The sequence below is a fragment of the Actinoplanes sp. M2I2 genome (assembly GCF_023544445.1).
Taxonomy (GTDB): Bacteria; Actinomycetota; Actinomycetes; order Mycobacteriales; family Micromonosporaceae; genus Actinoplanes.
The window spans coordinates 165,580-184,572 of the sequence record NZ_JALPVJ010000007.1 but is presented as its reverse complement, the minus strand read 5'-3'; the positions used below and the strand labels follow the sequence as shown (position 1 = coordinate 184,572).

Sequence of the window (18,993 nt, the reverse complement as noted above, 5' to 3'; positions counted from 1 at the left end):
GCAGCGCGGACGTGCAGGATCTTCGCCGTCCCGGACCCACACACTGGGGCGCGTGGAGTCCTTCGAGTACACCGCGCACGCCTCTCGGGTGATCTTCGGGGCCGGGACGCTGGTCCGGCTCCGCGAGGAGGCGGAACGGCTCGGCGCCACCCGGGTGCTCGTGCTGGGCCGGCGGGCCGACCACGCCGCCGGGGTGCTGGGCGCGCTGGCCGTGGCCCGTTTCGAAGGCGTCGTGATGCACACCCCGATCGAGGTCAGCGAGCGCGCCCTCGAGGTGGTCGCCGCGCACGACGCCGACTGTCTGGTGTCGGTCGGCGGCGGGTCGAGCACCGGCCTGGGCAAGGCGCTGGCCGCGCGCACCGGCCTCCCGCAGATCGCGGTCCCGACCACGTACGCCGGCTCGGAGATGACCCCCATCGTGGGCGAGACCGCGGGCGGGACGAAGCGCACCCGCAGCGACCCGGCCCTGGTGCCGGCGACCGTGCTCTACGACGTCGACCTCACCCTCGGGTTGCCGGTGGGCCTCTCGGTCACCAGCGGGCTCAACGCCATGGCGCACGCCGTCGAGGCGCTCTGTGCGCACCGCGCCGGCCCGGTGGTGGACAGCTTCGCGCTGGAGGCGATCACCCGGCTGGCTCGCGCGCTGCCGCTCATCGCCGACCGGCCGGCCGACCGGGACGCCCGGGCGGACGCGCTCGTGGGCGCCTGGCTGGCCGGGCTCTGTCTCGGCGCCGCCGGGGCCGGGCTGCACCACAAGTTGTGTCACGTCCTGGGCGGCTCGTTCGGGCTGCCGCACTCCGAGACGCACGCGGTGCTGCTGTCGCACGTGATGGCCCACCACGCCGCCGCCGAACCCGAGGCGATGCGCCGGATCGCCACCGCGCTCGGCGCGACCGACGCGCCCACCGCCGTCTTCGACCTGGCCACCCGGCTCGGCGCCCCCGGCTCGCTGGTCGAGCTGGGCCTGGCCGAGGCCGACCTGCCCACGGTCGCGGCCCGGGCGGCCGCGCCCGACGCCCTCGGACTGCTGGGTGAGGCGTGGCGCGGCGACCGCCCGGCCGCGGCCGACGACCGGCCCGACCTGAGCGGGCTCACCGCGCAGGTCGTGGCCGGCTTCGCCGGGGCGGCCGACCCACGGGTGGCCGCGTTGCTCGGTGACCTCGTGCAACGGCTGCACGGTTTCGTCGTCGACAACGACCTCACCGAGGACGAGTGGAAGACCGCCATCGACTTCCTCACCCGCACCGGGCAGCTCTGCTCGTCCACCCGGCAGGAGTTCGTGCTGCTGAGCGACACCCTCGGCATCTCCAGCGCGGTCGACCTGCTGACCAACTCGCGCTCGCCCGACACCACGCCGTCGGCCGTGCTGGGCCCGTTCTACGTCGAGGGGCCGCCGGCCGTCCCGTCCGGCACCGACCTCGCCGAGGGGCTGCCCGGCGTGCCCTTGCGGGCCGACATCAGCATCACGGATCTCGACGGGCGACCGGTGCCGGACGCGGTGGTCGACGTCTGGCAGTCCAATCAGGACGGCTTTTACGACGTGCAGCTGCCCGACCTGGAGGGGCCGGTGCTGCGGGCCCGCCTGCGCGGTGACGCCGACGGCCGGCTGTGGTTCCGCTCGATCCTGCCGTCGGCCTACCCGATCCCGGACGACGGGCCGGTCGGGCAGATGCTGCGGGCGACCGGCCGGCATCCGTACCGGGCGCCGCATCTGCACTTCATGATCAGCGCCCCCGGCCATCAGCGCCTGATCACCCAGCTGTTCGTCGCCGGTGGGCCGTATCTCGATTCCGACGCGGTCTTCGGGGTCAAGGACGAGCTGATCGTCGACTTCCCGCCCGGGCCCGACGGCGGCCGCACCGTCGCCTTCACCTTCAGATTGGGATCCGCGAATGCCTGATGTCGAGACCGACGTGCTGATCGTCGGCAGCGGGCCGGCCGGCGGCGCCGCCGCTCTGCTGCTGAGCACGTACGGCGTGCCCAACATCGTCGTCACCAAGTACAGCCGCCTGTCCGACACCCCGCGCGCCCACATCACCAACCAGCGCACGATGGAGGTGCTGCGCGACGCCGGCCTCGAGGAGCAGGTCGCCGCCCTGGCCACGCCGCAGCACCTGATGGGGGACACCCCGTTCTGCTCCAGCCTCGCCGGTGAGGAGCTGGGCCGCCTGCGCACCTGGTACACCCATCCCTCGCGGCTCGCCGACCACGCCCTCGCGTCGCCGTCGAGCATCTGCGACATGCCGCAGCACCTGATGGAGCCGGTGCTGGCCTCGGCCGCGGTGGCCCGGGGGACGGCGTTCCGCTACCAGACCGAGTACCTCTCCCTCACGCAGGACGCGGACGGAGTCACGGCCAGGGTGCGCGACCGTTTGCGGGGCGACGAATACACCATCCGGGCCAAGTACCTGATCGGCGCGGACGGCGGCCGCAGCAAGGTGGCCGAGGACATCGGGCTGCCCATGGTCGGCCAGATGGGCGTCGCGGGCAGCATCAACATCGTCTTCGAAGCCGACCTCACGGCCTACACGGCGTACCGGCCGAGCACGCTCTACTGGGTGCTGCAGACCGGATCGGACGTCGGCGGCATCGGGATGGGCCTGGTCCGCTGCGTGCGGCCGTGGCACGAGTGGCTGATCGTCTGGGGCTACGACATCAACGGCGAGCCGCCGGACCTCACCGAGGACTACGCCCGGCGCATCGCCCACCACCTCATCGGCGACGACACGGTGCCGGTCACCATCAAGTCCTCCGCGGCCTGGACGGTCAATCACCTGTACGCCGAGACGTACCAGAACGGCCGGGTCTTCTGCATGGGCGACGCCGTGCACCGGCACCCGCCGTCGAACGGGCTCGGTTCCAACACGTCGATCCAGGACGCCTACAACCTCGCCTGGAAGCTGCGCCTGGTGCTCGACGGCGTCGCCGATCCCTCGCTGCTCGACACCTACTCGGCCGAGCGGGCGCCGATCGGCAAGCAGGTCGTCGACCGGGCCAACCGCAGCATCGGCGAGACGACCCGCATCTTCGAGGCGCTCGGACTGCTCTCCACCGACGATCCCGCCCAGGTGCGCCAGAACATGGCGGCGCGCAAGCTGGCCACCCCGGCGGCGGAGAAGCAGCGTCAGGAGCTGCGCGAGGCCATCGAGTTCAAGAACTACGAGTTCAACACCCACGGCGTCGAGCTCGACCAGCGCTACGCCTCGGCCGCGATCGTGCCCGACGGCACGCCGGCGCCGGTGAACCCGCGCGACGACGAGCTCTATCACCACGCGACCACCTGGCCCGGGGCCAAGCTGCCGCACGCCTGGGTCGGCCGTTCCCGGGAGCGGTTGTCCACCTTGGACCTCGGTGGGCAGGGCCGCTTCACGCTTTTCACCGGCCTGGGCGGTGAGCAATGGGCCGAGGCAGTGCGCGACCTGCCGGTCGTCGCGGTCACCATCGGCCCCGGCGCCGACTACGAGGACATCTACGGCGACTGGGCCCGGCTGCGCGAGGTCGGCGACTCCGGCTGCGTGCTGGTGCGGCCCGACAACTACGTCTGTTTCCGCAGTCCCGATCTGACCGGCGACCCGGCGAGCACCGTGCGGGCCGCGCTCGAACGAGTGCTGGGGAGGCCGCTGTGAAGCGCCGGACATTGCTCACCGCGGCCGGGCTGACCGGTCTGACCTCGGCCTGCAGCAGCGGCATCAAGCAGAGCGACTCGACGGCGTCGACGGGCACCCTCAAACTCGGCTACGTCACCCCGCAGACCGGCGCGCTGGCGCCCTTCGGCGAGGCCGACACCTTCGTCGTGGGCGCGGTGCGCGACTGGTTCGCCAAGAACCCGCTGCGGGTGGGCGACCGCGACGTCAAGGTCGAGATCCTGGTCAAGGACGCCCAGTCGGACTCCCGGCGGGCCGGCACGGTGGCCGGCGATCTGATCCTGTCGGACAAGGTCGACCTCATGCTCGTGTCGTCGACCCCCGACATCACCAACCCGGTGGCCGACCAGTGCGAGGCCAACGGCGTGCCCTGCATCTCGACGGTGGCCCCGTGGCAGCCCTGGTTCCTGGGCCGCGGCGGCGCGATCGGCGGCAAGAGCTTCAGCTGGACGTACCACTTCTTCTGGGGTCTCGAGGACGTCGAGGCCGTCTATCAGGACATGTGGGCCGCGGCCGGGGCCGGCAAGAGGGCCGGCGGGCTCTTCCCGAACGACCCGGACGGCAACGCGTGGGGCGACGCCAAGACCGGCTTCCCGCCCGAGGTCGCCAAGAACGGCTACTCGATCATCGACCCGGGCCGGTTCGCGGTCGGCACCCAGGACTACTCGGCCCAGATCGCCCGGTTCAAGGCCGGCGGCGCGCAGATCCTGCTCGGCGTCGTGGTGCCGCCCGACTTCACCAACTTCTGGAAACAGGCCGCCCAGCAGGGATACCGGCCGCGCATCGCCACGATCGCCAAGGCGCTGCTCTTCCCGTCGACCATCGAGGCGCTGGGCGACCTCGGGCAGAACCTCGGCACCGAGGTGTGGTGGTCGCCGACCCACCCGTTCACCAGCTCGCTCACCGGGCAGAGCGCGGCCGCGCTGGCCCAGGCCTTCACCACGGCGACCGGCAAGCAGTGGACGCAGCCGATCGGTTTCGTCCACGCGCTGTTCGAGGTCGCGGCCAAGGCGGTCACCACGGCCGGCGCCACGAACAACCGGCAGGGCATCGTCGACGCGCTGAAGTCGCTCAAGCTGGACACGGTCGTCGGCCCGGTCGACTGGACCTCCGGTCCCGTGCCCAACGTCGCCAAGACGCCCCTGGTCGGCGGTCAGTGGCGCAAGGGCACGACCTACCCGTACGACCTGGTGGTGGTCAGCAACCCGCTCAAGACCGCGGTCCCGGTGGCCGGCAAGGTCCAGCCGCTGTGACGCCGGTGCTGGCCGTCGCCGGCCTGCGGCACAGCTTCGGCTCACTGGTCGTCGCCGACGACATCACGTTCGACCTGGAGGGCGGGCGGGCGCTGGGCATCGTGGGACCCAACGGCGCCGGCAAGTCCACGCTGCTCAACCTGATCAGTGGCACCCTGCGACCGTCCTCGGGCACCGTGCTGCTGGACGGTCGCGACATCAGCCGGTGGCCGGCCGATCGTCGCTGCCGCCTCGGCATCGGCCGCACCTACCAGGTGCCACGGCCCTTCGCCGAGCTGACGGTCTTCGAGAACGCTCTGGTGGCGGCGTCGGCCGGCGCCGGGTTGCGCGGTTCCGCGGCGTACGACGCGGCGGCCGGGGCGCTCGACCGGACCGGCCTGCGCCGCCACGCCAACGAGGGGGCCGGCCGGCTGCCGTTGCTCGACCGCAAACGGCTCGAGCTGGCCCGGGCCCTCGCGACCGGCCCGCGCCTGCTGCTGCTGGACGAGATCGGCGGCGGGCTGACCGAGCCGGAGCTGCGCGAGCTGGTCGCGACGGTGACCGGGTTGCGCGGCGCCGGGCTGGCCGTCATCTGGATCGAGCACATCGTGCACGCGTTGCTCGAGGTGGTCGACGAGATGCTCTGCCTGGCCGCCGGGCGGGTGCTGGCGCGCGGCGACCCGCGGGACGTCCTGGCGAGCCCGGCCGTCCGGGACGTCTATCTCGGCCCGGAGCTCGCGGCGTGATCTCCGTGACGTCGCTGGACGTGCGCTACGGCGACGCGCAGGTCCTGTTCGGCGTGGACCTCAGCGTGGCCGAGGGCGAGACCCTGGCGGTCATCGGCGCGAACGGCGCGGGCAAATCGACGCTGCTCAAGGCGATCGCCGGCGCCCTGCGGCCGGCGCGGGGCCGCATCGTCCTCGACGGCCGCGACGTCACCGGCCTCCCCGCGCACCGCCGCTATCCGCTCGGCATCGCCCTGGTGCCCGAGGGCCGCCGGCTCTTTCCCAGCCTGACCGTCGAGGAGAACCTGCGCCTCGGCTCGTACCGCGGGCGTCCGGGCCCCTGGCGGCTGGACCGGGTCTACGAGCTCTTCCCCCATCTGGTCGCCCTGCGCCGCCGGTCGGCCGCGCTGCTCAGCGGGGGCGAGGCCCAGGCGGTCGCGATCGGCCGGGCCCTGCTGGGCAACCCCCGCCTGCTGCTGCTCGACGAGGTCTCGCTGGGCCTCGCCCCGATCGTCGTCCGGCAGCTGTACGCGGCCCTGCCCACCGTCATCGGCGCCGGTACCACCGTGCTGATCGTCGAACAGGACGTCGGCCTGGCGCTGGCCGCCGCCGACCGCGTGCAATGCCTGCTCGAAGGCCGCGTGGCCCTCGAGGCGCCGTCCGCCGAGGTGACCCGCGAAGCGGTCACCCGTGCCTACTTCGGAGTGTGAGGCTGTGACCTGGGTCAACGCCGTCCTCCAGGGCATCCTGCTGGGCGGTCTCTACGCGTTGTTCGCCACCGGGCTGTCGCTGATGTTCGGGGTCATGCGGATCGTCAACCTGGCCCACGGCGACCTCTCGGTGCTGGCCGCGTTCCTGGCCTTCGCGCTGATCGACGCGTTCGCCCTGAGCTCGTTCGTGACGCTGATCGTGGTGGTGCCGGCCATGGCTGTGCTCGGTTACCTGGTGCAGCGCCTGCTCCTGGAACGCGGTCTGCGCGCCGGTCCGCTGGCCCCGCTCGTGGTCACCTTCGGTCTCTCCGTGGTGCTGCAGAACGCGCTGCTCGAGGCGTTCTCACCGGACAGCCGGGCGCTGCCCGCGGGCGCGCTCGGCACCGCCAGCCTCCAACTGACCGAGAGCCTGTCGGTCGGCTGGTTCGCGGTGCTGTGCCTCGGCCTGGCCGTCGCCGTGCTCGCCGGGCTGCAGCTCTTCCTGGCCCGGACGGCCTTCGGCCGCGCGATGCGGGCCACCAGCGACGACCGGGAGACCGTCCAGCTCCTGGGCATCGACCAGCGTCAGGTGTACGCGGTGGCGACCGCGATCGCCTTCGCCACGCTCGCGCTGGCCGGGGTGCTGTTCGGCATGCGCACGACGTTCGATCCGTCGATCGGCCCGGCCCGCCTCATCTTCGCCTTCGAGGCGGTCATCATCGGCGGGCTCGGCAGCCTCTGGGGCACGCTGGCCGGCGGGGTCGTCCTCGGGGTCGCCCAGACCGTGGGCGCCCAGATCTCGCCGGCGTACGCGGTGCTGGCCGGTCACCTCGTCTTCCTGGCCGTGCTCGTGCTGCGCCCGCAAGGCATCCTCGCTCCCGCCGGGTCGCGGCCATGACGGCCGTCGCGCGTTCGGGCCGGGCCGGGCGCCTCGGCCTCGCCGGCGCGGTGGTCGTGGCGCTCGTGCTCGCCTCGGCCCCGTACGTGGTCACCTCCGACGTGACCCACACGCTGGTCGACCTGTTCGTGCTGGTCGTCCTGGCGACGATGTGGAACCTGCTCGCCGGCTACGGCGGCCTGGTCTCGGTGGGCCAGCAGGCCTATCTGGGCGTGGGGGCGTACGCGGTCATCGCGCTGTCGGTGCACGGCGGGGTCAACGCCTTCCTGGCCGTGCCGATCGCCGCCGTGCTGACGGCGGTGCTCGCCGTTCCCCTGTCGTTCCTGGCCTTCCGTCTGCACGGCGGTTACTTCGCGATCGGCACGTGGGTGCTCGCCGAGGTGGTCAAGCTGATCACCGCCCAGATCGGGCCGCTCGGCAAGGGGTCGGGAGCGTCGCTCACCACGGTGTCGTCCTACGACCCGGACATCCGGGTGGCCTACACGTACTGGGTCGGGCTGGCCGTGGCGGTGGCATCGGTCGGCGGGGTCTACTGGCTGCTGTGCTCGCGGATCGGCCTGCAGCTGACCGCCGTGCGCGACGACGAGGGCGCGGCCGCGGCGACCGGCGTACGGGTCACCCGGGCGAAGCGTCTCGTCTATCTGATCGCCGGCGCCGGGGCCGGTGGGGCCGGGGCGATCGTCTGCCTCAACACCCTGACCGTCCAGCCCGAGAGCGTCTTCAGCGTCCAGTGGTCGGCCTACATGATCTTCATGGCGGTGGTCGGCGGTCTGGGCACCATCGAGGGGCCCCTTCTCGGCGCGCTGCTGTTCTTCGCGCTCCAGCAGACCCTGGCCGCCCAGGGCACGGTCTATCTCATCATCCTGGGCGCGGTCGGCATCGTCGTCATGCTGCTGGCTCCGCGGGGCCTGTGGGGCGTCGTGTCGGGCCGTACCGGCGAGGTCTTCCCCGTCGGCTACCGGCTCCGCTGACTACGCCCGCGGGACCGTCAGCCGCTCCGCTGAGCCCGCCCGCGGGACCGTCAGCCGCTCCGCTGACCCTGCCCCGGGCCGGCCGCCGCTCCGCGAGCGCCGGGCGTCATCGGGCGGCTTCCGACAGCGGGACCGGGGCGGGCCGGCGGGCGGGCACCGGCCGGCGCGGCGACACCGTGCCGGACCGGGGCGCCGACAGCTCCCAGCGGGACGGGAACGGCAGATAGGCGGGCAGGAACTCGGCCAGCAGCGCGGCCTGCTCGGGCACCGCCTCGGGCCCGGACTTCGTGTCGTTGAGGCAGAACGCGTCGAGGTCGCGGTTGTGCAGCAGCCGGGCCAGGTGGAACGGCGTCCGCGGGTCGGCCAGATCGGTGTACAGGTAACGGATCTGGCCCGGTGCGGCCCGCCCGGTCAGGTAGGCGTAGTACTGCTGCAGCGACGAGAGCAGCGCGATGTCCTCGGGATGCCGGAACTGGTGCTCGGCGGTCGACTTCACGTGCTCGGCGAAACGCAGTTCGATCTCGGCCAGCACGCTGCGCCGCGACGGGTGCGGGGTGTGCTTCATCTTGTGGGTGAGCACCCGCCCGAACGCGCGCTGGATGAGCTCACGGTTGTTCTTGCCGGCCGAGTCGGCCGGGGCGTCGCCGACCGAGCGCGGCGCCGAGCCGACCAGGGCCCCCGACGGGAAGAACCGGGTCAGCCCGCCCGGCGTGAAGAACATCTCGGGCGCCACCGGCCGGCCCAGGAAGACGTCGTCGTTCAGGTAGAGGAAGTGCTCGGCCAGTCCGGGGACGCGGTGCAGCCGGGACTCGATGGCCTGCGAGTTGAACGTGGGCAGCCGCCCGGTGTCCCCGAAGATCTCCGGGTGGGTGACCACGGTCAGGTCGGGCCGCGTGGTGTCCAGCCAGGCCGGCACCTGGCCGTCGGTGACCAGGAAGACGTGCCGGATCCAGGGGGCGAACGCGTGCAGCGACCGCAGCGAGTACCGCAACTCGTCGCGGGAGACGAAACGGGAGTCGTTCGCCGCCTGCTCGTTCGTACCGGCCACCCAGCCGTTCTCGCGCAGCGCCCGCGCCTTGCGGGCCCGCCAGCGGGGATCGGCGCCGTCGACCCAGGTGTAGACGGCATCGATCGGGAAGGCCACCCGGTCGGGGCTGACCATCGTGAACACCTCGCGGGTGCGGTAGCGGCGGGTGCCGCCGGGAGCGCCGAACGACCCGAACACCGGCTCGGCCACGACGATCTCGGGCTCGGCGGTCTCGACCACGTCGGCCACCGGGTTGCGGCGGGGCCCGGCCAGATGGCCGCCCTCGGTGCGCCAGAACTCGACCTCACAGCCGTACTCCAGGCCGAGGACCAGGCGGCCGTGCCGGTCGGTGACCGGCCGGCCGAACCGCAGCACGCCCGGCCCGGCGATCTCGAGCCGGCCGTCGAGAGCCCGCAGCACCCCGACCGCGCGCTCGCGGTCGGCCTCACCGACGGCCACCCCGGTACGCGTGAGGTCGGCCACCGGGATGCGGAACCAGTCGATGCCCGCGCTGGTCAGGGCATCGAGCACCCGGTCGAGGTTCTCCCGGCGCACGCCCGCGGGGGAGGCGTCGAGCGAGCACCGGGCGGTCACCCGCCCGGCGGCCGTGCGGACCCGCAGAGCCGGCGCGTCGGCGAGCGATCCGCGGCGCGGGCGCGGGCCGAGCGGCACGATCCGCCGGGCCACCCGCAGGCGACGGGACTCGGGGATCAGCGGGAGGAGCCGGCGCTGCAGCTGGCCGAGCAGCCGCCGGCGCACGGGCCAGGGCGTCAACTGAAGGATCCGGGGACTCACGGACCGCCCAACGGCACCCTTGTTGGCAAGTTGCGCGGCTCCACCCGCTTCGATCCGTTATGTCGGTTTTGGTGTACTCAATCGTGGACCACCCCTACGGGGAAGCGCTCAGGGTTACGGCCGATGCGCGAGGTTGCCGCGCTGCGTCATGGTGGAGGTCGACGTATCGACTCGGGGAGGCCGAGATGGGTAAGGCCCTGGCATTTCTGGTTGCGCTGATCGCCGGAGTGGCCGTTGTCGGCTGGGTGGTCAGCTCGCTGATCGGCCCCGTGCTGTTCTACCTGATCGTGGGCGCTCTCGCGGTCGGTGGCGGCTACTACCTCTACGCCAAGGCCAAGAAGACGATCGCCCCCGGCACCCGTACCCAGCGGCGCATCGAGGCGGCCACGAAGACCTACCGCATGCGGAACCGATGAGCCGTCGCGCGGGCCGCTAGGCTTAGAGCGCGGGCGGCTAGGCTTAGAGCGGTCGCGCCACTTGACGACCAACGGGCCCAGCCGACATAAGGACCACCGTGTTTGACACCTTGAGTGACCGCCTTTCCGGGATTTTCACCAAGCTCCGGGGCAAGGGCAAGCTCACCGACGCCGACATCGACGCCACCGCGCGCGAGATCCGTCTCGCGCTGCTCGAGGCCGACGTCGCGCTGCCCGTGGTCAAGGCCTTCATCTTCAACCTCAAGGAGCGCGCGCGGGGGGCCGAGGTCTCCCAGGCGCTCAACCCGGCGCAGCAGATCATCAAGATCGTCCACGAGGAGCTCATCACCATCCTCGGCGGCGAGGGCCGGCGGCTGCAGTTCGCCAAGCAGCCGCCCACGGTGATCATGCTGGCCGGCCTGCAGGGTTCCGGTAAGACGACGCTGGCCGGCAAGCTGTCCCGCTGGCTCAAGGGCCAGGGGCACCAGCCGATGCTCGTCGCGGCCGACCTGCAGCGCCCCAACGCGGTCAACCAGCTGCAGGTGCTCGGCCAGCGCGCCGGCGTCGAGGTGTACGCCCCCCAGCCCGGCAACGGCGTGGGCGACCCGGTGCAGGTGGCCAAGGACTCGATCGAGCAGGCCAAGCGCACCGCCAAGGACATCGTCATCGTCGACACCGCCGGCCGCCTCGGCATCGACGCCGAGATGATGCAGCAGGCCCGCGACATCCGGGACGCGGTCGACCCCGACGAGGTCATCTTCGTCATCGACGCCATGGTCGGTCAGGACGCCGTCCAGACCGCCGAGGCGTTCCGCGACGGCGTCGGCATCACCGGCGTGGTCCTGTCGAAGCTCGACGGCGACGCCCGCGGTGGCGCCGCGCTGTCCGTCCGGCACGTGACCGGCGAGCCGATCCTCTTCGCGTCGACCGGTGAGAAGCTCGAGGACTTCGACCTCTTCCACCCCGACCGGATGGCCAGCCGCATCCTCGGCATGGGCGACGTGCTGACCCTCATCGAGCAGGCCGAGCAGGCCTTCGATGAGGATCAGAAGGAGAAGATGACCGGCAAGCTGCTTGCCGGTGAGTCCTTCACCCTCGAGGACTTCCTCGACCAGCTCATCGCCGTGCGCCGGATGGGCCCGATCGCCAACATCCTGGGCATGATGCCCGGCATGGGCCAGATGAAGGACCAGCTGGCCGAGCTGGACGACAAGCACTTCGACAAGGTCGCGGCGATCATCCGCTCGATGACCCCGCTCGAGCGCACCAACCCCAAGGTCCTCAACGGCTCCCGCCGTGCCCGCATCGCCAACGGCTCGGGCGTCACGGTCATGGACGTCAACCAGCTGCTCAACCGCTTCGCCGACGCGCAGAAGATGATGAAGCAGATGAGCGGCATGATGGGCCTGCCCGGTGGCGGCCGTCGCAAGGCCACCAAGAGCCCGAAGAACAAGCGCAAGGGCACCAAGGGCGGAAACAACCGGCCGCGTACGGGTGGCGGCGGTGGCGGTCTGCCGGCCGGCTTCCCGGGCGGCATGCCCCAGCTGCCGCCGGGCCTCGACCCGAACGCCCTGGGCGGCGGCGCCGGCGGAGCGGGCGGCTTCAACCTGCCCAACCTCGACTTCAACAAGCTCATGAAGCAGCAGAAAGACGACAAGGACAAGCGGTAGTCACGAGGTTCACCCATAGTCGCATGACTAGTACCATGCGACTATGGATGCCAATTTTGTGCTGCCCGATGTCGAATTCTGTGTCGACGACCTGTCGATCCTGCCGGACGAGTGCCGGTACGAGCTGATCGAAGGCCGGCTCGACGTATGGGACCGTGCCCCGCTGACCGATCTGGCTGGTCTCGCGCTGATGGCCGCCCTGAAGGAGTCCGCTCCGCAGGGATTTGAGGTGCTGTCCCGTCCGTCCCTTTGGCCGGAAGCCGCCGACATGCCGGCGCCGGCTCTCGCGGTCGCGGGACCCGGCGGTGATGGCGACGTCAGGTTGGTGATCGACGTCGTCCAGCCCGGCTGGCTCTTCGCCGATCTCCTGAAGAGATCCCGTGCCTGCGCTGACCGCGATGTCTCCGCTTACTGGGTCTTCGAGTCGGCGCCCGGGGTCGGTGCGGCGCTGACGGTGTTCCGGCGGGCCGGCGACGGTGCTTTCGTCGCCGAGCGGAGCACCCGCGGTGTCTTCGCCGTGAACGATCCGTTCCCCGTCACTGTCGATCTTCCGCGGCTGTCCGACCGCTGGCCGCAGACCCTCGAGTACGCCGGACAGCCGGATGCGGCGCTGCTCGCTGAGTAGGCTGCGACGTGGCCGGGGCGATCGACGGTCGCGAGTGGTTCGGCATGCGACAACTAGTCAGGTGTCTAGTATGGTGGAGCGCGATCCCCGCGAGGAGGAATCGATGACCGCTGCCATCCTGCTTCCCGACCCCCACCTGCTCGAACGGCGCGATCTGACCGTCGAGGACGTGGCCGGCCTTCCTGAGGATCTTCGATACGAGTTGATCGACGGAAGGCTTGTCTTGACCCCCCATGCCAAGCCCACGCATCAAATGATCAGCAAGAATGTCGGCTTCGCGATCGACCAGCACTGCCCCGAGGAATTCGTCCTCAACATCGAGCAGGCGATTCTCGTCGCGCCGCGCACGGAATTGCGGCCCGACGTGGTCGTCTTGTCAGAAGACGCACCGGACACGTCGCCGGTCCCGGCGGGCGACATCCTGATCGTCGTCGAGGTGATCTCTCCGTCCTCACAGAGGTTCGATCGTGAGGACAAGCTCAAGCTGTACTCGGACGCGGGTATCCCGTTCTACTGGATCCTCGATCCGCTGGCCGAGCGGGTCACCTTCACCCAGTTCGTCCTGCACGAGGCCGGGTTCTACCGGCAGTTGCGCCACACGGACGACCTCGTGACGATCGAGGAGCCGTGGACGATCACGCTGGACCTGCCCGCGTGGACACGTAAGCGGGATCGATTGAGGAGCGCTCGCCGGAGCGGATAGGCGCGGATCGGGTAGGACTGTCTCCATGGCATTTCATGTGCGGGGGACTGTCCTGCCCGACGGGGACGTGCGGGATCTCTGGCTGGTGGGGGACCGGGTCACGTTCGAGCCGGTCGGCGGGGCCGAGACGATCAGTGACGGTGGGTTCGTGCTGCCGGGGCTGGTCGACGCGCACTGTCACCTGGGCATCGCGTTCGGGGCCAAGCCGATCACCAGCCTCGATCAGGCGCGCGAGCTGGCATTCACCGACCGGGACGCCGGTGTGCTGGCGCTGCGCGACGCGGGATCGCCCTATCCCTATCCGGAGCTCGACGACGAGGACGGCATCCCGCGGCTGGCCCGAGCCGGGCGGCACGTGGCGGCGCCGCGGCGCTACCTGCGGGACGTCGGCGTGGAGGTCGAGCAGCTGGCCGACGTGCGGGCCGCCGTCACCGAGCAGGCCAAGGTCGGCAACGGGTGGGTCAAGCTGGTCGGCGACTGGCTCCACCGGGACGCCGGGGACCTCGCCCCCTCGTGGGACGCGGCGACCATGGCGGCCGCGGTCGAGGCGGCGCACGAGGCCGGCGTGCGGGCGGCGGTGCACACGTTCTCGGAGGAGGGCGTCGACATCATGGTGCGGGCCGGGGTCGACTCGGTCGAGCACGGCACCGGGCTGTCGCTCGACCTGATCGACGAGATGGCCCGGCGGGGCACGGCGCTGGTGCCGACGATGATCAACATTCGGACGTTCGGGGGGATCGCCGAGCGGGCCCGGGGCAAGTTCGATTCGTACGCCGATCACATGGTCTCGCTGCGTGACCGGTTCCCGTCGGTGGTGCGGGCGGCGTACGAGGCCGGGGTGCCGATCTATGTGGGCACCGACGCCGGTGGGGGCATCCAGCACGGGCTGGTGGCCGAGGAGATGCTCATTCTCGAGGAGGCCGGGCTGCCGGCCGAGGAGATTCTGGCCGCGGCGTCCTGGCGGGCGCGGGAGTGGCTCGGCTTCCCGGGGCTGGTCGAGGGGGGCCTGGCCGACCTGATCGTCTACGAGGCCGACCCGCGCGCGGACCTACGAGTGGTCCGCGCGCCGAGCCGCATCGTCCTCAGGGGCCGCGTCATCCGCTGAAGCAAGGGCCGCGTCACCCGTTGAGGCAAGCGCCGCGTCGTCTGCTGAGGCATGGCCGCGTCGCGTCGTTCGCCGAGGCCGCTGGGTCAGCCGCTGAGGCTGTAGATGCGCAGGTCGTTGCCGGTCGGGCAGGCCAATCGGTCGGCCGTGTGGACGCACATGTCGCTCAGCTGCGGGACGGTGCCCAGCGGGACGAGCTTGCGGGTGGCGATGTCGATCATCTCCACGGTGCCGGCGCCGCTGATCGGCATCACCAGCAGGCGCTCGCGGTCCAGCCAGTCGACGAAGGTGGCGTTGCTTTGGAACAGCGACTCACCGTCGGCGCCGAGCAGCACGGTGGTCTGGCCGCCGCCGATCAGCATCGTCTCGCCGGCCGACGAGATCGAGCCCCCGCCGACCGGGCCGATCACCGTCCACACCTTCTGGCGTTTCGCCACGTCGATCGCCGAGACCGAGGTCAGGGCGTTGTCCAGCTGGTCGAGCACGCACACCCGGCCGGGGCCGCAGACGTCCAGCCCGCCCAGCGCGTGTCCCACCCCTTCGGTCACGATCACGGACGACTCGCCGGTGCCCAGATCGATGGCCATCACGCGGTAGGCCGACGTGTCGCAGCACGACGGCCCGCCCTCGTACAGCCACCCGTCGTACCCGACGAACATGCTGCCGGCCTGCGCGGGTGATTTCGGTGTGATCGTCCGGAGCAGGTCGCCGCTGCCGGCGTCGCGGACCTGCACCTTGCCGGTCTTGGTCACCACCAGCACCCGGTCGTCGGCGAAGCTTTCGTCCGCCGGGTCCTGGCCCGGGGTGCGTACGCCCAGCACGCGCACGGCCGGGTCGGCACTGGGCTGCAGCGTCCACAGCTTCCGCCCGGTCCGCCAGTCGTGCGCGTCGACCTGCCCGTTCACCGCCCACCGGCGGACCAGGGCCTTCTCGAGCGGCACGACCTCGTCGAGATCGCCCACGGTCATGACCCAGTCGTTCGGGTCCTGACCGGCCGGGTCGTACACGTAGAGCTGGTCGTCGACCGCGACCATGACCCCCTGCTCCACCGCGCGCACCCCGTGGGACACGGCCGGCGCGTCCCAGGACCTCATGCCCGTCACCCTCCAGTCGACCCGGCCCGTGTGCAGGTCGGCGCCGACCGCTGTGACCGACCCGTCGGCGGCCGGCCAGGAGGTGTAGACCCGGCCCGCGGCGACGGCCGGGCCCGACTCCGGGACCGTGCGGCCGAACTCGATCGGCGAGCCCACGAGCGGCAGCGGTCCGGCCGACGGGGCCGGAGTGACCGGGTGGTCGTCCCGGTGGTCGGGGCGGATCGTCACGCCGACGCCGGCGAGGACCAGGCACACGGCGGCGGCCGCCGCGACCAGCGCGCCGTTGCGGTTGCGCCGGTGGCCGCGCGCCCGGGCCTGCCCGGCGCTGCCCAGCGGGATCCCGTCGGCCTGCCGGCCGAGCGAGCCGAAGATGTCGTCGAGGTCAGTGGGCATCGTCGGCTCCGTTCGTCACGAACGTGGGGTGGCTGTCGCCGAGAGCGGCCGCGAGCCCGGCCCGGCCGCGGGACAGCCAGGACTTGACCGTGCCGAGGGACGAGCCGGTCTCGTGGGCGATCTCGGCGACCGAACGGTCGAGCAGGTAGTGCAGGGCCAGGGCCCGGCGGTGGGCGACCGGCAGCGTGCGCATGGCGCGGATCAGCAGCACGGTGTCCTCCGACGGTGGGGGAGCGTGCGGTGGAGGCGGCTCGGCGGCGGCGCGGGCCCGGCGTACGCCCAGGCGGCGCCACCGGTCGGCCGAGAGCCGGGTGACCACCAGCCGCAGCCAGGCCTCCCGGTCCTCGTAGTCGGCCAGCCGCCGCCAGCGCTGCCAGGCCCGGGCATAGGCCTCCTGCACCAGGTCCTGCGCGTCGCCCGGGTCACCGGTCAGTCCGTACGCGTACCGGGCCAGGCGCCGGGAGGTGTCCCGGTAGAACTCGTCGAACTCATCGGCTGCTCGCACTGCGCACCGCCCTTCCCCCTAGGACACGCCTTGCCCGCCGGACGGGTTGCGCGGGGGACACGACTAGGATGTCGCCTCATGGCCCGTGTGCTCACTCCCCGTGCGGAAGACTTTCCCCGCTGGTACCAGGATCTGATCGCCAAGGCGCAGCTGGCCGACAACGGCCCGGTGCGCGGCACGATGGTGATCCGGCCGACCGGCTGGGCCATCTGGGAGCGCATGCAGGCCGACATGGACCTGCGCATCAAGGAAGAGGGCGTGCAGAACGCCTACTTCCCGCTGTTCATCCCCGAGAGCTACCTGCGCCGTGAGGCCGACCACGTCGAGGGCTTCTCGCCCGAGCTCGCGGTGGTCACCCACGCGGGGGGCAAGCAGCTGGCCGAGCCGCTGGTCGTCCGGCCGACCAGCGAGACCGTGATCGGCGAGTTCATGGCCAAGTGGGTCGACTCGTACCGTGACCTGCCGCTGCTGCTCAACCAGTGGGCCAACGTCGTGCGGTGGGAGCTGCGCCCGCGCACGTTCCTGCGGACGACCGAGTTCCTCTGGCAGGAGGGCCACGACGCGCACGCCACCGAGGCCCTCGCCCGCGAGCACGCCCGCAACATCCACAAGAACGTCTACCAGGCGTTCATGGAGGAGCTGCTGGCCATCCCGGTCGTGCCCGGCCGCAAGACCAAGGGCGAGCGGTTCGCCGGCGCGACCAACACCATGACCGTCGAGGCCATGATGGGCGACACCAAGGCGCTGCAGATGGGCACGTCGCACGAGCTGGGCCAGAACTTCGCCAAGGCGTTCGACATCACGTACTCGTCGGCCGCGGGCACGGTCGAGCACGCCTGGACCACCTCGTGGGGCACGTCCACCCGCATGATGGGCGGCCTGATCATGGTGCACGGCGACGACAACGGTCTGCGGCTGCCGCCCCGGCTCGCGCCGATCCAGGTGCAGGTCATGGTGGTCAAGGCCGGCGAGGGCGTCGTCGAGGCGGCCGCCCGGCTGCGCGACGAGCTCAAGACCGCTGGCGTACGGGTGAAGCTCGACGACCGGGCCGACATCCCGTTCGGTCGCCGGGCCGTCGACGCCGAGCTCAAGGGCGTGCCGATCCGCATCGAGGTCGGGCCGCGTGATCTGGCCAACGGCAGCGTCACGATCGCCCGCCGGGTCGACGGCTCCAAGACCCCGACCCCGCTGGCCGAGGTGATCGACGCGGTGACCGGCGCGCTCAAGGCCGACCAGCAGCGTCTGTACGACGAGGCGGTCGCGTTCCGCGCGGCCAACACGGTCGAGGTCAAGACGCTGGGCGAGGCGATCGAGGCGGCGCAGACCGGCTGGGCCCAGGTGCCCTGGTCGGCGGTCGGCGAGCAGGGTGAGAAGGAGGCGAACGGCAAGGCCGTCACGGTCCGCTGCCTGACCCGCCCCGACGGCACGATGCCGGACTCCGACGACGAGCCGGGTCTGGTCGCCGTCCTGGCGCGCTCGTACTGATGCGCTTCGAGCCCGGCCGGCTCGTCCTGCACCGGGACACGCACCACGGCCGACTCGGCTTCGTGCACCACGCGCGGGTGGTCGCCGACGACGACCGCGGGCTGCTGCTCTGGCTGGCCCGCGGCTCGGCGGCGGCGATCGAGACCACGCCCGACGGGCGGGGCCCGCGCGACATGCCGTCATTCGTGGCCTGGGCCGCCGCGCCCAAGCAGATGTCGCTCACGACCTGGCACGGCCCCGGTGTGCTGCGGTTCTTCCCGGCCGGGGCCGACCACTCGGTCTGGTTGTTCCGCACCGAGGACGACGCCTTCAAGAACTACTACGTCAACCTCGAGGAGACCGCCGTCCGCTGGGACGACGGCTCCCTGGCCGGCATCGACGTCATCGACCAGGACCTCGACATCGTCGCCTACCCGGACCCCGATCCGGACGACGCCGGCCGCCCGGCTCTGCGCTGGGAGTGGAAGGACGAGGACGAGTTCGCCGAGCGGCTGGCCCGCCCGGATCTCTACTGGGTGCCCGACGAGGCGGCGGTGTGGGCCGAGGGGCATCGCGTCATCAAGCTGATCGAGGCGGCCGAGTTCCCCTTCGACGGCACCTGGACCGACTTCCGTCCCGACCCGTCCTGGCCGGTCCCGACCGCCCTGCCCGCGGGCTGGGACCGCCCGGTGGTCGCGCGCGTCTAGGTCTTGATCTTCGGGCGCGCCCACTCACGCACGTCGCCGTGGCGGGGTGAGCGTTCTGGGCGCGCCGGCGCCCTGCTCGCCGCGCCGCGGCCCTCGACGGGAGTGACGGTCAGCACCCCCCACCCCGCTACGACATCCCGTTGTTGACCTTCATAGGAGCTTTTCCCGGGCCGATTGGGAGTCACCCCATCTGATCTGGCAGAATGGTCCCCTGGTATCCGGCTCGCGTGAGGCGCCCTCTAACCCCTCTGCGTAGCCAGTCCATGAGACATCGACCCTCATGTCCCCACGTGGGTGTCGACGGCTCAACCTCGCAGTCATTCAGGAGCG

The 18,993-nt window shown here is 71.6% G+C and carries 17 protein-coding genes; 14 read left to right on the top strand and 3 right to left on the bottom strand.

What is annotated here, in order from left to right:
* Positions 1-52: 52 nt before the first annotated feature.
* From HJC40_RS15330 to HJC40_RS15300, 7 genes are read left to right on the top strand one after another with little or no spacing between them, the layout of a single operon-like run.
* The gene (locus HJC40_RS15330; protein ID WP_250001756.1) at positions 53-1,900 is read left to right on the top strand and encodes a maleylacetate reductase and hydroxyquinol 1,2-dioxygenase domain-containing protein; all 1,848 of its coding nucleotides are present in this window, start codon (positions 53-55) and stop codon (positions 1,898-1,900) included.
* Positions 1,893-3,626, top strand: a complete 1,734-nt coding sequence (locus tag HJC40_RS15325; RefSeq protein WP_250001755.1) for an FAD-dependent monooxygenase — start codon at positions 1,893-1,895, stop codon at positions 3,624-3,626. The genes HJC40_RS15330 and HJC40_RS15325 overlap by 8 nt, the downstream gene beginning before the upstream one ends.
* A complete protein-coding gene (locus HJC40_RS15320; RefSeq protein WP_250001754.1) occupies positions 3,623-4,897 on the top strand; it encodes an ABC transporter substrate-binding protein in 1,275 nt (424 codons plus the stop codon). The genes HJC40_RS15325 and HJC40_RS15320 overlap by 4 nt, the downstream gene beginning before the upstream one ends.
* Complete coding sequence (locus tag HJC40_RS15315) at positions 4,894-5,622, top strand: ABC transporter ATP-binding protein (protein WP_250001753.1); 729 nt, start codon at positions 4,894-4,896, stop codon at positions 5,620-5,622. Before HJC40_RS15320 ends, HJC40_RS15315 begins: the two co-directional genes overlap by 4 nt.
* Positions 5,619-6,311 carry an ABC transporter ATP-binding protein gene (locus HJC40_RS15310; protein WP_250001752.1) on the top strand — a complete coding sequence of 231 codons (693 nt, stop codon included), beginning with the start codon at positions 5,619-5,621 and terminating at the stop codon, positions 6,309-6,311. The genes HJC40_RS15315 and HJC40_RS15310 overlap by 4 nt, the downstream gene beginning before the upstream one ends.
* 4 nt (positions 6,312-6,315) lie before the next feature.
* Entirely contained in the window at positions 6,316-7,188 is an 873-nt protein-coding gene (locus HJC40_RS15305) for a branched-chain amino acid ABC transporter permease (RefSeq protein ID WP_250001751.1), read from the top strand.
* Entirely contained in the window at positions 7,185-8,159 is a 975-nt protein-coding gene (locus HJC40_RS15300; RefSeq protein ID WP_250001750.1) for a branched-chain amino acid ABC transporter permease, read from the top strand. Before HJC40_RS15305 ends, HJC40_RS15300 begins: the two co-directional genes overlap by 4 nt.
* Positions 8,160-8,265: 106 nt before the next feature.
* On the opposite strand, the gene HJC40_RS15295 is transcribed toward HJC40_RS15300, so the two are convergent.
* On the bottom strand, positions 8,266-9,960 hold the full coding sequence (locus HJC40_RS15295; protein WP_250001749.1) for a stealth family protein: 1,695 nt from the start codon (positions 9,958-9,960) through the stop codon (positions 8,266-8,268).
* A 206-nt stretch (positions 9,961-10,166) separates the two neighbouring features.
* Between HJC40_RS15295 and HJC40_RS15290 the strand changes: the two genes are divergently transcribed.
* From HJC40_RS15290 to HJC40_RS15270, 5 genes are all read left to right on the top strand, one after another.
* On the top strand, positions 10,167-10,397 hold the full coding sequence (locus HJC40_RS15290; protein WP_250001748.1) for a hypothetical protein: 231 nt from the start codon (positions 10,167-10,169) through the stop codon (positions 10,395-10,397).
* Between the two features lie 98 nt (positions 10,398-10,495).
* Entirely contained in the window at positions 10,496-12,067 is a 1,572-nt protein-coding gene (gene ffh / locus HJC40_RS15285; RefSeq protein ID WP_250001747.1) for a signal recognition particle protein, read from the top strand.
* 58 nt (positions 12,068-12,125) lie between these two features.
* Complete coding sequence (locus tag HJC40_RS15280; RefSeq protein ID WP_250001746.1) at positions 12,126-12,692, top strand: Uma2 family endonuclease; 567 nt, start codon at positions 12,126-12,128, stop codon at positions 12,690-12,692.
* 70 nt (positions 12,693-12,762) lie between these two features.
* Positions 12,763-13,395: a Uma2 family endonuclease gene (locus HJC40_RS15275; RefSeq protein ID WP_250001745.1), complete on the top strand. Its 633-nt coding sequence runs from the start codon at positions 12,763-12,765 to the stop codon at positions 13,393-13,395.
* Between the two features lie 25 nt (positions 13,396-13,420).
* Entirely contained in the window at positions 13,421-14,500 is a 1,080-nt protein-coding gene (locus tag HJC40_RS15270) for an amidohydrolase family protein (RefSeq protein WP_250001744.1), read from the top strand.
* Between the two features lie 86 nt (positions 14,501-14,586).
* Here HJC40_RS15270 and HJC40_RS15265 read toward each other — a convergent pair whose 3' ends face one another.
* Positions 14,587-15,987 carry a PQQ-binding-like beta-propeller repeat protein gene (locus tag HJC40_RS15265; protein WP_250001743.1) on the bottom strand — a complete coding sequence of 467 codons (1,401 nt, stop codon included), beginning with the start codon at positions 15,985-15,987 and terminating at the stop codon, positions 14,587-14,589.
* The gene (locus HJC40_RS15260; protein WP_250001742.1) at positions 15,977-16,492 is read right to left on the bottom strand and encodes a SigE family RNA polymerase sigma factor; all 516 of its coding nucleotides are present in this window, start codon (positions 16,490-16,492) and stop codon (positions 15,977-15,979) included. The genes HJC40_RS15265 and HJC40_RS15260 overlap by 11 nt, the downstream gene beginning before the upstream one ends.
* Positions 16,493-16,570: 78 nt before the next feature.
* Here HJC40_RS15260 and proS point away from each other — a divergent pair, with 78 nt between their 5' ends.
* On the top strand, positions 16,571-17,977 hold the full coding sequence (gene proS, locus HJC40_RS15255) for a proline--tRNA ligase (RefSeq protein ID WP_250001741.1): 1,407 nt from the start codon (positions 16,571-16,573) through the stop codon (positions 17,975-17,977).
* The gene (locus tag HJC40_RS15250; RefSeq protein WP_250001740.1) at positions 17,977-18,663 is read left to right on the top strand and encodes a DUF402 domain-containing protein; all 687 of its coding nucleotides are present in this window, start codon (positions 17,977-17,979) and stop codon (positions 18,661-18,663) included. Before proS ends, HJC40_RS15250 begins: the two co-directional genes overlap by 1 nt.
* The last annotated feature ends 330 nt before the right edge of the window (positions 18,664-18,993 follow it).